The sequence below is a fragment of the Psychrobacillus sp. NPDC093200 genome, assembly GCF_050280345.1.
In the GTDB taxonomy this organism is placed as follows: domain Bacteria; phylum Bacillota; class Bacilli; order Bacillales_A; family Planococcaceae; genus Psychrobacillus; species Psychrobacillus faecigallinarum.
Genome location: NZ_JBNNVC010000008.1, coordinates 26,741 through 41,948, shown reverse-complemented (window position 1 = coordinate 41,948; position 15,208 = coordinate 26,741). Strand labels below are relative to the sequence as shown.

Sequence of the window (15,208 nt, the reverse complement as noted above, 5' to 3'; positions counted from 1 at the left end):
CTTTCATACATTAGAAATATCATTTCACGCTACGGATGGAATGTCAAATACTAATTAAGACTTGCTAGCCAGTTTTTCTTCTTTTAGCTTGTTTTTTATACGTTTCGTTTCATAAACTATAACTCCGGATAGGCCAAGTAATCCTATTAAGTTAGGAATAGCCATTAAAGCATTGGTAATATCCGAAAAGGTCCATATCAAATCTAAAGAAACAACGGATCCGATGAACACCATGGCAACAAATGCAATACGATAAATGATTAACAACGACGGATTCTTAAATAAGTACTGGAAGCATTTTTCTCCGTAATAGGCCCATCCGAAAATTGTAGAAGATGCAAAGAAAATTAGACCTACAGCAATTACTATTGGCCCCCAATCCCCAAGGAAGTGACCAAAGGCTGCTGAAGTAAGATCTCCACCAGTTATATTAGGATCTTTATACATCCCAGACATTACAATCGTAACTCCTGTGATTGAACAGATTATAAACGTATCTAGAAATACTTGAGTCATAGAAACGAGAGCCTGTCGACCAGGTAAATCAGTTTTTGCAGCCGCGGCAGCTATTGGAGCGGAACCAAGTCCTGCCTCATTAGAGAATACGCCGCGTGCAATACCATAACGGATAGCTGCACCAACAGCTCCGCCAACAGCTGCTTCTCCTGTAAACGCAGATTTAAAAATAATAGCAAAAGCTTCAGGGACTGCTGTAATATTGGTAACCATTATTACAAGACCTGCGAGTATGTAAAATAAAGCCATTACCGGTACAAACACTGCAGTTACGTTACCAATAGATTTAATACCTCCAAGAATAACGAGTGCGGTAAAAATAGTGAGAACTATGCCAGTAATCCACGTTTCAATTCCAAAGGTAGATTCAACTGCGCTCGAAACTGAATTAGCTTGTGTGCCGTTTCCTATTCCGAATGCAGCTAATGCGCCAAAAATAGCAAACAGCACTGCTAACCACTTTTGTTTTAAGCCATGTTCTATGTAATACATAGGTCCGCCGGCCATTTGACCTTTAGCATCCTTTACACGATATTTAACTGCTAGTATTGCTTCACTATATTTGGTTGCCATCCCAAAGAAAGCGGAGAACCACATCCAGAAAACTGCACCAGGACCTCCTAGTAAAACTGCAGTAGCAACACCGACAATATTACCTGTCCCTACGGTAGCAGCAAGTGCAGTAGTTAGCGCCTGGAATTGTGATATATCTCCTTCCGCTGTTTTATCATGCTTTCTAGAAAAAGTAAGCCTTAAAGCTACTGGCAGCAATCTAATTTGTAGGAAACCGACTCGGATGGTTAAAAAAATTCCTGTCCCTACTATTAGGATGAGTAGAGGGATTCCCCATAGTACATCTGAGACACTTTTTAATATTTCTAGTAACTTATCCAATTAATATCCTCCTTAATTCGTTTTGTTATTAAAGTTTTTGCTAGCATCTCAAAAAATGAGGAAATAACAAAATTTTAATAAACTAACTTTATTTGCATTCAATTCCTTTCACATTAATTTTTATCCTTTTAACAATATTCGTAAAATTCTCTCTAATAGTCAAGCTTATTTTTGTAAAATATTATTATTAATAGTTTGATTCGTAAAAGCCAGGGTATAATAAAATTAATATAAAATAGCTAAATTTGGAGGTCATACGTATGAGTGAAAGCAAATTCGTTAAAGGGATACTATACGGTGCTATTCTTGGTGGGGCGCTTACAATGTTAGATCGAAAAACAAGAGATTCCGTAATGAACCAATCTCGCCGAGTTAGAAACGAAATTAAATATTACAATAAAAACCGTGACGAGCTGAAGCAGACTATTGAACAACAGGTGACTAAATGGCAATCAGTTTATAATCAATTCACTTCAGATGCAAAATATATTTCACAAAAAGTAAATGAAGTTAAAGAAATTACACCTCAAGTTAAAACTCTTGTTACTGATACAAAAGATACTTTCTCACAATCAAAAGAAGAGTATAAATCAATTGTAGTTCCAGAAAATGAGGAACCTAAAAGTATTTACGAACCAAAATTACAATCTTAAATGTAAAGGAGAGGAAGAAATGGTATCAAGGATGGATCAACCTCATAAATCAAATAAGAAATCTTCCTCTCCAGGCTGGTATCAAAAGCTAAAATTTTTAAATTTTAAAAAGAAGGAGAAAAAGAAAGAGGAGCGCCATGACTTAACATCGTGGTCTGGGTACTTCAAGCATTTAATCGCCCATATCCAGCGAACGGATATTACTGGTCTGGCAGCACAGTTAGCCTACTTTTTCCTTTTATCCTTATTTCCTTTATTAATTTTTATCGTTACATTACTGCCTTATCTCAATTTAGATGAGGCTCAGGTTTTCCGCTTCATAGAAAACTATGCACCAGCAGAGGTTTATAAGTTAATTAATGGTACTGTCTCGGATGTACTAGTCAGTCGGAATGGAGGGTTATTATCTATCGGGATTCTCGGTACGATATGGTCTGCTTCAAATGGGATGAATGCAATTGTGAAATCCTTGAACAGGTCTTATGATATTGAAGAGACTAGACCCTTTTTTATCGTTAGAGCTTTATCTGTAGTCTTTACTTTGCTGATGATACTGCTTTTCGCTGTAGCACTTGTTCTACCGGTTTTTGGTCAACAAATTGGTACTATCCTATTTTCTTATTTTGGTTTCCAAGAGGACTTTGTGAATCTATGGAATAATATCAGATGGACACTTACTCCGATCATAATGTTTATTGTGCTTTGTGCACTATATTGGATTGTTCCAAACATTAAGCTAGGACTAAGAAGTGTTTTCCCTGGAGCAGCATTTGCTACTCTGGGATGGATTCTCGTATCTCTAGTATTCTCTTTCTATGTAAGTAACTTTGCTAACTACTCTGCGACTTATGGAAGTATTGGGGGGATTATCATCCTCATGTTATGGCTCTACTTCACAGGAATAATTCTGTTGGTTGGTGGCCAAATCAATTCTGTAATGCAAGAGAGAAAGTTACAACTAGATAATAAGAAAGCAATGAAAAAAGCTTAATAAACACCCATGGGTTGAAGATATTTATGAATTCAACCCATGGGTGTTTTTTGGGTTAGAGGATTGAAAGGGGTCTTTTATCTGGTAAATTGCGCGGACGCCACTAAAAAGATGAAAACGTCACGTAAGTAGGATAAATGTCCAGTAAAGTATGGCAAAGTATCTCCTAACCAAGGAAAGCGCCCCTAAGTAGAGAGAAGTGTCTCCTAACCAAGAGGAAAGCGCTCCTAAAGTATAGAGAAGTGTCTCCTAACCAAGGAAAGGCGCTCCTAAAGTATAGAGAAGTGTCTCCTAACCAAGAAGAAAGCACCCCTAACGGAGGGAGCTGCTCACAAAAAGGTTTGATTAGAAACAATAAAAATCGTTCACTCAAATCAAACAATTTCGCACAGCGCCCGAATTTTTTCTCTTAACAATAAAAAAGCATCCGTCTAAACAAGACGGATGCTATGCTACATTAAATTTTACGATTTAACATTCTTAAACCATTTAAGATAACGAGAATGGTGCTGCCCTCATGTCCAATAACTCCTAAAGGTAAGTCTACAACCTGTAAGAAGTTGGAAACGATAAGAATGGTGATTACTGCAAGAGAGAAAAAGATATTTTGTTTTACGATTCTTTGCATTTTACGAGACATTTTTACTGCATAGGCAATTTTGCTTAAGTCATTTTTCATTAAGATGACGTCGGCAGTTTCTAACGCCACGTCAGTTCCTTCGCCCATTGCAAAGCCAGTTGTTGCTGTTGCTAGGGCAGGAGCGTCGTTAATTCCATCCCCAACCATTCCGACAAATGAATGCTCCGCTAAGAGCTCCTTCATATGCTGAACCTTTGTTTCTGGGAGACATTCGGCAATATATTGGTCTATTCCAGCCTCTTTAGCGATTACCTTTGCTGTTTTTTCATTGTCGCCGGTTAGCATGACCGTTTTGATTCCTAGCGATTGTAAAAGCTTAATAGCCTCTTTAGCTTCTTCGCGTACCGTATCTTTCAAGGCAGCAGCAGCTGCAATTCCCTTTTCATCACGCATGAAAATTACTGTTTTTCCTTCATCAGCTAAGGCAGCAGCGACTCCATCTTGGAAAGCAAATGCATCCGCTTTATTTACGAATTCAGGCTTGCCAACTAAAATTTCCTGACCGTCAATTGAAGCTCTCAGCCCGAATCCTGGTCTGTCTTCAATGGAGATGATTGGAAGTTGTGTAATTCCCTCTGTCTTAGCAAATGCCGAAATAGCCTGTGCAAGTGGATGATTGGACTGGGATTCAATTGTAGCAAGAATAGTTAGAGTAGATAAACGATCTAAATCATCTCTTACAAAGAAGTCTGTTACGACTGGTTTCCCTTGAGTCAGTGTACCAGTTTTATCTAGAGCAATTGCTTTCATTTCACTAATATTTTCTAAATGCATTCCACCCTTAAACAATATTCCATTTTTTGCACCGTTTGAAATAGCTGCTAGAGTTGCGGGCATGATAGATGCTACAAGCGCACAAGGGGATGCAACTACCAATAAAACCATCGCTCGGTAAAAAGTTGTGTTCCAATCCCATCCAAGTAAAAAGTGGGGGAGAACCATCATAACTGCTACTGCAATTAGAACTACTTTTACATAAGTACCCTCAAAACGTTCTATAAATTGTTGGGCAGGAGACTTTTCATCTTGCGCAGTTTGTACAAGATCAATAATCTTTTGGAATAAAGAGTCCTCGTTGGTCTTAGTCATTTCCATTGTAATGGCGCCGCTTAAGTTAACTGTGCCGGCAAATAGAGTGTCGTTTGGTTGCTTAGAAAGGGGAATAGATTCACCACTAATAGCTGCTTCATCAACGGAGGTCATTCCATTAATCACAATCCCATCAGCAGGAATTCTTTCTCCTGGTTTTACTACTAAATTATCACCGACTGCTAAATCCTTTATTGAAACACGTATGGTGCTTCCATCAGCTTGAAGCTTCCATGCTTCCTCTGGTTGGAGCTCCATTAACGAAGAAATCTCTTTTCGGCTTTTATTCATCGTATATGTTTCCAAAGCGCCACTTACAGCAAAAATAAAAATAAGAATAGCACCCTCAGTCCAATAACCAATAATGGATGAACCAATTGCTGCAAAAATCATAAGCATTTCTACATTTAATTCTTTTTCCTCTATCGTTGCCTCTATTCCTTCCTTAGCCTTAGCAAATCCACCAATTATAAAAGCTAATACGTAAAAGACGATGGAGACTGTTTCAAAACCTGATTTACCTATAAACCAGGCGATTAATATTAAAAGCCCAGAAAATAGAGCTGCAATCAATTCTATATGGGGCATTACTTTAGATAGGAAGGTATCCTTTTCTTCTATAGTCGACATATAAATCCTCCTCTTGATAGTGATTTTCATTATTAATTCTCTGTAAAATAGAGTAAAACTGGATTTTCACTATGGAAAATCCAGTTAATTTAAATTAAATATTACTTTATAATAATTATAATCTAGAGAATTTTAACTGTCAACCATTAAAATTAAGAGAATACAGGCTCTTTATACAATGACAATTTTTCTAACGATGATTTGTCTACATCTGCATGAAGACTATTACCATGAGAGTCCATGGTCACAACCGCCGTGAAATTTTCTACTCGTAAATGCCACATTGCTTCTGGAATTCCAAATTCCATTAAATCTACGCCTTCTACTTCTTTAATGCAGTCAGCATAATATTGTGCAGCACCACCAATTGCGTTTAAGTATACTCCGCCATGCTCGTTAAGTGCAGCTAACGTTTTAGGGCCCATTCCACCTTTACCTACAACTGCACGTATACCAAACTTTTTCATAATATCACCTTGATATGGCTCCTCGCGAATAGAGGTAGTTGGTCCGGCAGCTCGAACATGCCATTTATCATTATCGTCCTTTTGCATTACCGGACCGCAATGATAAATAATATGGCCATCAAGATCTACTGGTGCGTCGTGGCTCATAAGGTGGTGATGAATAGCATCGCGACCAGTGTACATACGTCCAGTAATTGAAACGACATCTCCTACTTGAAGGGAACGAATTTGCTCTTCGGTGATAGGGGCAGAAAGCTCTATAACTTTTTTAGGTGCTTCTTTTTGAGTTTCGTCTTTAAATTCAATTTTCTCACCATCTTGGTAATGCCATTCAATAATTTCTCCTGTGGAAGGATCTATATTAATGGCCATACGGCGATATGCCCAGCAATTGTATGCTACCGATACATAGAAACTCGCAGGGATACGGTGCATGACACCAATTTTACAACCAAGCAGAGTTGCCTCGCCTCCAAAGCCCATCGTACCAATTCCTAATGTATTTGCTTTTTCCACGATATAAGCTTCTAGTTTGGCTAAATCTTCATTTTGATTAATATCATCTACGGAACGGAATAATTGCTCCTTTGCCAAATCATATCCAGAAGAGCGGTCGCCACCTATTCCTACTCCTATAAAGCCGGCTGAGCAGCCTTGACCTTGGGCCTGATACACAGAATGAAGAATGCATTTACGGATGCCATCTAAGTCTCTTCCTGCACGTCCAAGACCTTCTAATTCTGTTGGAAGGCTATATTGGATGTTTTTATTTTCACATCCGCCACCCTTAAGAATAAGCTTCATTTCTATATAGTCTTTTTCCCATTGTTCAAATTTAACTACAGGTACACCTTCTCCTAAATTATCTCCACTGTTTTTACCGGTTAAAGAGTCAACGGAGTTTGGACGTAGTTTAGCATCTTTAGTAGCAGTAATGATAGCTCGTTTAATAGCTTCCTTAATTTCTATTTGATTTACACCAACAGGAGTTTTAATCTTGAAAGTTGGTAGTCCTGTATCCTGACAGATAGGTGAAATATTTTCATCTGCCATTTGAATATTATTTGTAATTGTATCTAAGCTCATTGCAGCACGAGTACCTTCATTTTCAGCAGCTTTTGCTTTTTGAATCGCTCTTCTCACATCTTTAGGTAAGTTGGTAGAAGTTTCGGTAATCAAATCATAAATACTTCTCTCTAGTTGTCCCAATTGCATTTGGTAGCGCCCCTTTTATGTATGTAGTAACAAACATTACAAGTATACTATTTTAATGGAATGAAAAAAAGAGCAGCTTAGCGACTGCTCTTTTATGCAATGATGACGTTTATATTTCATGAACCTTGTTTCATTGAAAGGAAAATAGAATTCTAGAAACAATAATAATTGCTCCAAAAACAAAAGGTATCGGAAATTAATTTCCCGATACCTTTAGCTAAAAATACTACTCTTTAGAGTTTTTAAATTGTTCCATTTTTAGTTCTAAATCATCCATCATTTGAATAAGTCTGTCTATATCTTCTAAATCAGTCGTCTCAGGTTCAATAGAATCAAGTACTTCTAGAAACATTTGAAGTCGGTCTTTTAAATAAGATACTTGTTGTTCTGAATTTGATATTTGATTGCCCACAGAATAACACCTCACTTTATAAGATAAGAATATAACATCAGCGGCATAAAAGATAGGTAAAAAGAGTTATTTTATTAATTAATTCATTCAAAATATTTACACTATTCTGTTTATGTGATAAGGTATGAATAAGTTATACGAAAGGAGGCCGTAGTGAATAGTCGAAACCAATCAATCATTAGAAGGAGGCGGTTCAGACATTTCACCGGCAAAATAGCCGCAAATGCAGTTATGAATACTCACAAGGATTTTAGTAATATATAAAGGCTCGGTCAATCTTAAGTGATATTGACTGAGCCTTTTGTTGTTTAAATAGCATGAAAATTTTGTTATGATAACCTGGATTATATTAAAAAGATGAAGAGGTTATCCAATGCAACAATTTACAGCTTTAGAGAGCAGACGTTTTAAAATATTAGTTATTATAGTTTCCATTTCAGGGTTTTCCCAGGGGATGCTCTTGCCTTTAATCTCGGTCATTTTTGAACAGGATGGGGTAAGTGCAACATTAAATGGATTGAGTGCGACAGGTTTATACATAGGTACTTTGTTAATCTCGCCGTTCATCGAGCCACCACTACGCAAATATGGATACAAGCCGATGATTGTTATAGGTGGGCTTATAGTTATAGTTTCACTTCTGCTTTTTCCTTTATGGAAAAGCGTAGCCTTTTGGTTTGTGCTTCGTTTGTTAATAGGAATTGGTGATCACGCACTCCATTTTTCTACTCAAACGTGGATTACTAGTTTTTCTCCTCAGCATCGCTTGGGAAGAAATATAGCCATTTACGGACTTTCTTTTGGGATAGGCTTTGCAGTTGGACCTTTGTTTGTCCAACTGGTAGAAATTTTTGAGGGTCTTCCGTTTATCGTCTCAGGTCTTTTATGTTTATGTGCCTGGGTTCTAGTATTTTTCTTGAAAAATGAAAAGCCAGAAACAATTTCTTCTTCAACTGTAAACGGGACATGGAAACGATTTGGAGCAACTTTTGCAGTAGCATGGATTGCTTTTATTCCGCCATTTAGTTATGGCTTTTTGGAATCTTCCCTGAATGCTATTTATCCGGTATATGCTCTACGGAACTCGATTGAAATTAGTCATTTATCATATATTTTAGCCGCATTTTCCATTGGGGGAGTAGCTTCTCAATTACCCCTTGGCATGTTGAGTGATCGCTTGGGTAGAAGGCAAGTTTTGTATAGTATGCTTGGATTAGGTGCTTGTACGTTTGGAGCAGCTAGCTTTTTTGAAACCTCTGCAATAATTGTAGGTGCTTTCTTCTTTATAGCGGGAACCTTTGTAGGATCTACCTTTTCTCTCGGCATAGCTTATATGACTGATTTAACTCCCAAAGAGCTATTACCTACTGGAAATTTAATCTGTGGTATTTTTTTCAGTCTAGGAAGCCTTTCAGGCCCCTTCTTTGGAGGATTGTTTATTCAATTGTTTGAGGGAGTTAGCTTTCTAATTCTCATCGCTATACTTCTCGGTGTCCTTGCTATGCTTATATTTTTTACAAAATCTAAGAATCCTATCCACTTTGTGACCGATAAAATGTGAACCAATATTTGGCTACCATCACTCACTTGAGCAATGGTAGCCAAATTTATTTAGTATTCCAACTTATTCCTAGAGTATTGACATTACAAGTTCATTTAATATAATTGTATAGCTTCATTTACATTTGATATCTCAAGAATTGAAAGAGAAAAGGGGAAGACTTATGTGGTTTATATTTGCTCTTTTGACTGCCTTAGCATGGGGAGGAGCAGACTTATTTTATAAAAAGGGTACAGATCCTAAGGATAAATTTAGCCATTTGAAAATAGTTGTAATGGTAGGTTTGGTCATGGGAATTCATGGAACATTATACATGTTCCTTAAGGGCATTCAATTTGATCCGATGGATATGGTGTTGTATCTACCTGTTTCTGCACTTTACATACTATCAATGGCTATAGGATATATTGGGTTGAGATACTTAGAACTCTCAATAGCATCGCCGGTTCAAAACTCCTCTGGGGCTATTACAACGATACTCTTATTTATCTTTTTTACCCACTCGCTAAGTGCATTAGAGATAATATCTATTATTATTATTACATTAGGGGTAATCGGACTAGCTGTTTTTGAAAAACAACTGGAAAAACAAGTGCTGCAAGCAAAACCTAAAACTATAGATACTAAATATACTATTGGATTTATGGCTATTATATTTCCAATTTTATACGCATTAATTGACGGGCTTGGAACGTTTGCTGATGCAGTATATTTAGATGAGCTTAGTTTAATCGGGGAGGACGCAGCTCTACTAGCGTATGAGTTTACGTTTTTTATTTGTGCAGTAGTGGCTTTTGTTTATCTGAAGGCTATAAAAAAAGTCAAGTTTAATATATTCAAAGAAAGAGACAAGACAAGTGCAGCTATTTTAGAAACAATAGGTCAGTTCTTTTATGTATTTGCCATGTCTTCAAATGCAATCATTGCGGCTCCAATCATTGCTTCCTATAGTATTTTTTCTGTGTTATTATCTAGAGTCTTTTTAAAAGAGAAGCTAACGAAGAAGCAATACGGTGTGATAATCGTAGTAATCGTAGGCATTGCTTTATTAGGAATAGCAGATGAGTTATAAAAAAAACGTAAGCTTCTAGCTTACGTTTTTTTGGTGTGTGTTATGGTTTTAAGACAAATTTAATACTTTCCTCTTCATGATCATGAAATATTTTATAGGCTTCACTAGCCTGCTCTAACGGGACTCTATGCGTAATAATTTGAGTAGGATCAATATCTCCATTAGTAATCATTTCATATAGTTTAGGCATATAGTGTACAACAGGTGCTTGTCCGGTTTTTATAGTTACATTTCGTTCAAAAATATTACCGAGAGGGAACATATTGTAATTGGAACCATAAACACCGGTTAATTGGATCGTACCGAACTTTCTTACCGCTTCTATTCCAATATCAATGGCGCTTAAAGTACCACCCTGCAATTTAAGCTTTTGTCCGACTTTTTCCATTGTAGACATTTTGCCATCCATACCAACACAATCGATAACCACGTCTACACCGCCGTTTGTAATTTCTCTAATGTATTTACCCATGTCATCGTATTCTTCGAAGTTGTACGCTTCAACTTTGTTCATTTTAACAGCATGATTTAAACGATATGTTAAATGATCGACCGCTATAACACGTTTTGCGCCTTTCATCCAAGCAAATTGCTGTACCATGAGTCCGATAGGTCCAGAGCCAAGTACAGCAACAGTATCTCCTTGTTTCATACCTGAGTGCTCGATACTCCAGTAAGCTGTAGGAAGTACGTCTGAAAGGAACAGCAATGACTCATCCTCCAATTCACAGGATTCTGGTATTTTGAAAGGCATATAATTTCCATAAGGCACTCGTAAATACTCGGCTTGACCACCAGGGAAGTTGCCATATCGCTCTGTGTAGCCTAAGTATGCTCCAGAGTCGATTAGCGGATTATCGTTGGAATTATCACACTGACTTTCCATTTCATTTTGACAATAAAAGCATTCTCCACATGAAACGTTAAAAGGAATTACAACCCGGTCACCCTTTTTTACTTTTGTTACTGATGGACCTACTTCTTCCACTATTCCCATGGGTTCGTGCCCGATTACAAAATCCTTACGTGTTGGCATACCGCCTCTGTAAATATGTAGGTCTGACCCACAAATAGCAGTAGTAGTAATACGTACAACAATATCGTCGCTTTTTTCAATTTTGGCATCAGGAACTTCTTTAACTTGTATATCTTTTGCGCCTTGATAAGTTACTGCCTTCAAGCTATCTCCTCCTTTAAAATGTTTTCTATATTAATTATTACCCTGGAGGAAGTAAAAAAAACTTCAAATTCAAAAAATAGCATAGTGCATTAAATTAACTATCTTGTCTTGCGCGTCATGATCGATTTTTTATGTTAATTATTGTATCTTCCTTGGAATGGTTAGATTTTGGGATGATAGAAAGCTCACCATTGGATTCTAAAATAACGACTTGAACTTCATCCATAGATAAATTACCATCCATTCGAACCGATTGGATAACTTCATCTTCACGTATTCTTTCTTTTTTCATTGTTTTATAAAAATAGCTTCCATTGTAATAAAGCAATGCTGCATCTGCAGTTACAATATCATCAAAAGTATCTGATTTTTTACTGCTAAACGAAAATAGCCATTGGAGAGCAATTAACACAAATACAGCTGCAATCCATCGAAAATAGAGACCTTATTATCAAGCATAAAAGTAGCAAATACTGAACCAATAGATACTGTGATTACTAAGTCAAAGGCATTTAACTGTGCTAAGGAGCGTTTTCTAGCAAGTCTCAACATGATGATTAAGACGATATAAGCCATGACACCTAATAGGATTATTCGCCAGATTTCCAACCAGTTTAAATCAAACAATTGACACCCTCCTAAAGTTGTTTTTTAAATTCTTTACCACAACATCTATTAGGAAAACATAAGGGACGTCAATATTTATTGAAGGAGAGATGACATGAAGAAAATAAATATATTTTTGTTGGGATTGATAATTTTGAGTATACTTACAGCCTGTGGTAAGGATGAGGAACTTTCTAATGGTACAGGTATAGCTGAGGAGGACCATGATGACCATGAGGGACATAGCCACGAAGGTGAAGAAAATATTGTGGAATTAGATTATGCAAAGTTAGATCAAGCAATTGAACAGGTATTGGAGGAAATCCCTAGCTTTTCAGTTCAAGAAGAAATTGAAAAGGGTACAGAGGAGAGCATCTTAACTTACTTCAATGAAGACAAAATGGAGTTCCGCTTAAAGGTAGAAAGCGTTATAGGAAATAAAGAATATGATAAAGAGGAGTTAAAAGTATACTCCCAATATTATGTGAAGGAAAATTTGTTGGCGATAGAAATGGCTAAAAAGAAATATAATATCGAGGTTAAACCTTCAGAGGTTGCTAGCTATATAGAAGAGAATGTAAAGGGCATTGTTCCAGAAGAAAAGGAGCAATATGCTAAAAGTATTGGAGTTACTTTAGAAGAATTAGATAATATCTTTGATCGAGATATCTATATAATGGATGTACTCTGGTCTAAGCTAACACCAATTTTAATGGAAAAATACAAACAGGGAGAAGGAGAAAGTGAAGAGGAATATATGGAGAGACTCACAAATGAATTCTATAATGCATAAAAGAGCAATCTAAACGATAGTGTTAATCCCTTTGATTATAGGAGAGCCTCTTGATCTTAGCTTTAGACATCGTGTTTTGCGGGGAACGATAATCCTTCAGCCTTGTAGGAAGTCTACGGACAGGCATATCTATAAGATTATTAAAAAGACGTGAAGTCAGTGGACTCAACAGTCTAAAATTATTCGGCAATGATATAGAATAAGTCTGTCCAAACCTACATTAAAACAAGGGAATTTAGAACTAAAGGGCAAATTCAGTGTATTTTAACGCTTTTTTAAGTTGGAGGGATGAAGATAACAGTCCATCGTGTGGTCGTTGATCATTCCAACAGCCTGCATATATGAATAGCAAATAGTGCTTCCAACAAAAACAAAGCCATCTTTTTTTAAACGTTTACTCATTGAATCACTTATTTCATTGGAAGTAGGTACATCATTAACCGAATTCCAATGATTGATAATAGGAAAGCCATCAACAAAACTCCAAATATAATTAGAAAAAGATCCATGTTCCTTTTGAATTTTTAGGAAAGCGTGGGCGTTAGTTATCACACTAAGAATTTTAAGGCGGTTTCGAACAATTCCGCTGTTCTCACGAAGAGATTGGATCTTTTCTTCATTGTAATTAATAATTTTGTTGGCCTCAAAGTTATCAAATGCTTGGCGATAGTTTTCACGTTTTTGTAATATTGTCCACCAGCTAAGTCCTGCTTGAGCGCCTTCGAGACATAGCATCTCAAATAGGTGTCTATCATCATAAACGGGGACACCCCATTCTCGGTCATGATATTCTTTGTATAAAGATTCCTTGCCAACTACCCAATTACATCTATTCTCCATGTTTAAGGTCATCCCCTTTTAATACGAACGTATATTCTGTTTTTATTGTATTATAGAAAATACTAAATAGCAATAAAAAATGGTTGGTAGTGATATTCCACTACCAACCATTTATAATGTTAACGATCTTTGTCTTCATCACCCCAGCATTCTACTTCTCCTATGTCAGGTACATTTTCCTTGTAGAATACAGGATCCAATCCTTTTTTTCGTTGTAACACATAATCATTTATAACACGTTTGGCAATTTTCCATAGCATAAGGATAGCAACTAGGTTAATGATAGCCATTAAAGCCATAAAGAGGTCAGCTAAATCCCATACAAGTTGAACTTTTGCCACGGAACCAAACATAACAAAACCGACTACAAGTACACGGAAAATAAGTAGCATAGTCTTGGATTCCTTGATAAAGCCGATGTTTGTTTCGCCGTAATAGTAGTTACCTATTACTGAGCTATAAGCAAACATAAATATCGCGATGGCTAAAAATGTACTTGCCCAGCTACCTAAGCTATCAACTAAAGAAACCTGTGTTAAATTAACCGAAGCTGCTTCAGATTGAAGGTATGCATCGCTAAGTAAAACAATGGCAGCTGTTGATGTACAAACAATTATTGTATCAATAAAAACACCAAGTGTTTGAATGAGACCTTGTTTCACAGGATGAGAAACGGAAGCAGTCGCCGCTGCGTTTGGGGCAGAACCCATCCCTGCTTCATTTGAGAATAATCCTCTTTTAATCCCATTCATGATGGCAGCTCCGACCATCCCTGCAAATGCTTCTTCAAAACCAAATGCTGATTTGAATATAAGAATGAATACATTTGGTAATTCACTAATGTTCAAAAAAACTACAAGTAGAGCAACAGCAATATATGCTAATGCCATCACTGGTACTAGAATTTGCGTAACACTTACTATTCGCTTAAGACCACCGAAAACTATGACTGCAGTAAATATTGATAAAATGATACCAACTACTACTCGACTAGATCCAAAGCTCTCTTCAAAAGCAATAGTGATAGTGTTGGCTTGCACTGCATTAAAAACAAATCCATATGTAAGAGTAATCACAACTGCAAAAAGAATACCCATCCAACGCTTATTTAATCCTTTTTCCATATAGTACGCTGGTCCACCACGGTACATGTTACCATCTTTAACTTTGTACACCTGTGCCAGAGTACTTTCTATTAAAGAAGAAGCACCACCAATAATAGCAATCATCCACATCCAAAATATTGCTCCAGGTCCTCCGAGCGCAATAGCGGTCGCAACACCAGCTATGTTGCCGGTACCAATGCGAGAGGCCGCAGATATTGTAAAAGCCTGAAAGGAAGAGACGCCTTTTTTTCCAGAACTATCAACAGTAGCTTTTTCTGTAACAACACGGAACATTTCTGGTATTAATCTAATTTGAATAAACTTTGTCTTTACTGTGAAAAATATTCCTACTCCTACTAAGAGTATGATTAATATGTAAGAATATAAAGCATTATTCACATCCTGTAACATACTTTCAAACAAACTCATTATTAATTCCTCCTAAAAATCCGTAACGCTAGTTATGTAATACCTATTTTATATAGATTGGTTTAATTTCTCTTATCTAAACATCTCACAAATGCTCATTTTGTAAGATGAATT

14 protein-coding genes are annotated in these 15,208 nt (G+C 36.7%); 5 read left to right on the top strand and 9 right to left on the bottom strand.

All coding sequences use genetic code 11. The features are described from left to right. Positions 1-54: 54 nt before the first annotated feature. Positions 55-1,410 (bottom strand): alanine/glycine:cation symporter family protein, encoded by a 1,356-nt coding sequence (locus ACQKNZ_RS19335; protein ID WP_144541396.1) that lies wholly within the window; start codon positions 1,408-1,410, stop codon positions 55-57. A 260-nt stretch (positions 1,411-1,670) separates the two neighbouring features. On the opposite strand from ACQKNZ_RS19335, the gene ACQKNZ_RS19330 reads away from it, so the two are divergent. Then, on the top strand, positions 1,671-2,063 hold the full coding sequence (locus tag ACQKNZ_RS19330; RefSeq protein WP_144541398.1) for a YtxH domain-containing protein: 393 nt from the start codon (positions 1,671-1,673) through the stop codon (positions 2,061-2,063). Between the two features lie 19 nt (positions 2,064-2,082). Continuing rightward, positions 2,083-3,054 (top strand): YihY/virulence factor BrkB family protein, encoded by a 972-nt coding sequence (locus tag ACQKNZ_RS19325; RefSeq protein ID WP_427661341.1) that lies wholly within the window; start codon positions 2,083-2,085, stop codon positions 3,052-3,054. A gap of 457 nt (positions 3,055-3,511) precedes the next feature. On the opposite strand, the gene ACQKNZ_RS19320 is transcribed toward ACQKNZ_RS19325, so the two are convergent. The 3 genes from ACQKNZ_RS19320 to ACQKNZ_RS19310 form a co-directional block, all read right to left on the bottom strand. Next, on the bottom strand, positions 3,512-5,413 hold the full coding sequence (locus tag ACQKNZ_RS19320) for a heavy metal translocating P-type ATPase (RefSeq protein ID WP_427661339.1): 1,902 nt from the start codon (positions 5,411-5,413) through the stop codon (positions 3,512-3,514). 152 nt (positions 5,414-5,565) lie between these two features. Then, complete coding sequence (locus ACQKNZ_RS19315) at positions 5,566-7,095, bottom strand: fumarate hydratase (protein ID WP_427661337.1); 1,530 nt, start codon at positions 7,093-7,095, stop codon at positions 5,566-5,568. A gap of 226 nt (positions 7,096-7,321) precedes the next feature. Continuing rightward, entirely contained in the window at positions 7,322-7,507 is a 186-nt protein-coding gene (locus ACQKNZ_RS19310; protein WP_144541402.1) for an SE1561 family protein, read from the bottom strand. A 373-nt stretch (positions 7,508-7,880) separates the two neighbouring features. Between ACQKNZ_RS19310 and ACQKNZ_RS19305 the strand changes: the two genes are divergently transcribed. Together ACQKNZ_RS19305 and ACQKNZ_RS19300 are read left to right on the top strand one after the other, a co-directional pair. Then, positions 7,881-9,068, top strand: a complete 1,188-nt coding sequence (locus ACQKNZ_RS19305; protein ID WP_427661335.1) for an MFS transporter — start codon at positions 7,881-7,883, stop codon at positions 9,066-9,068. Positions 9,069-9,231: 163 nt separating this feature from the next. After that, positions 9,232-10,140 carry an EamA family transporter gene (locus ACQKNZ_RS19300; protein ID WP_151112910.1) on the top strand — a complete coding sequence of 303 codons (909 nt, stop codon included), beginning with the start codon at positions 9,232-9,234 and terminating at the stop codon, positions 10,138-10,140. A 40-nt stretch (positions 10,141-10,180) separates the two neighbouring features. On the opposite strand, the gene ACQKNZ_RS19295 is transcribed toward ACQKNZ_RS19300, so the two are convergent. The 3 genes from ACQKNZ_RS19295 to ACQKNZ_RS19285 form a co-directional block, all read right to left on the bottom strand. Then, complete coding sequence (locus ACQKNZ_RS19295; RefSeq protein WP_144541405.1) at positions 10,181-11,320, bottom strand: alcohol dehydrogenase catalytic domain-containing protein; 1,140 nt, start codon at positions 11,318-11,320, stop codon at positions 10,181-10,183. A 115-nt stretch (positions 11,321-11,435) separates the two neighbouring features. Continuing rightward, positions 11,436-11,732, bottom strand: coding sequence for a YetF domain-containing protein (locus ACQKNZ_RS19290; RefSeq protein ID WP_427661332.1), 297 nt, complete (start codon positions 11,730-11,732; stop codon positions 11,436-11,438). Next, positions 11,726-11,947: a hypothetical protein gene (locus ACQKNZ_RS19285; RefSeq protein WP_144541407.1), complete on the bottom strand. Its 222-nt coding sequence runs from the start codon at positions 11,945-11,947 to the stop codon at positions 11,726-11,728. Before ACQKNZ_RS19285 ends, ACQKNZ_RS19290 begins: the two co-directional genes overlap by 7 nt. 94 nt (positions 11,948-12,041) lie before the next feature. On the opposite strand from ACQKNZ_RS19285, the gene ACQKNZ_RS19280 reads away from it, so the two are divergent. Beyond that, complete coding sequence (locus tag ACQKNZ_RS19280) at positions 12,042-12,719, top strand: hypothetical protein (RefSeq protein ID WP_144541408.1); 678 nt, start codon at positions 12,042-12,044, stop codon at positions 12,717-12,719. 264 nt (positions 12,720-12,983) lie between these two features. Here ACQKNZ_RS19280 and ACQKNZ_RS19275 read toward each other — a convergent pair whose 3' ends face one another. Both ACQKNZ_RS19275 and ACQKNZ_RS19270 read right to left on the bottom strand, forming a co-directional pair. Next, entirely contained in the window at positions 12,984-13,559 is a 576-nt protein-coding gene (locus ACQKNZ_RS19275) for a DNA-3-methyladenine glycosylase I (protein WP_427661330.1), read from the bottom strand. 119 nt (positions 13,560-13,678) lie between these two features. Further along, a complete protein-coding gene (locus ACQKNZ_RS19270; protein ID WP_144541410.1) occupies positions 13,679-15,094 on the bottom strand; it encodes an alanine/glycine:cation symporter family protein in 1,416 nt (471 codons plus the stop codon). Positions 15,095-15,208: the final 114 nt, after the last annotated feature.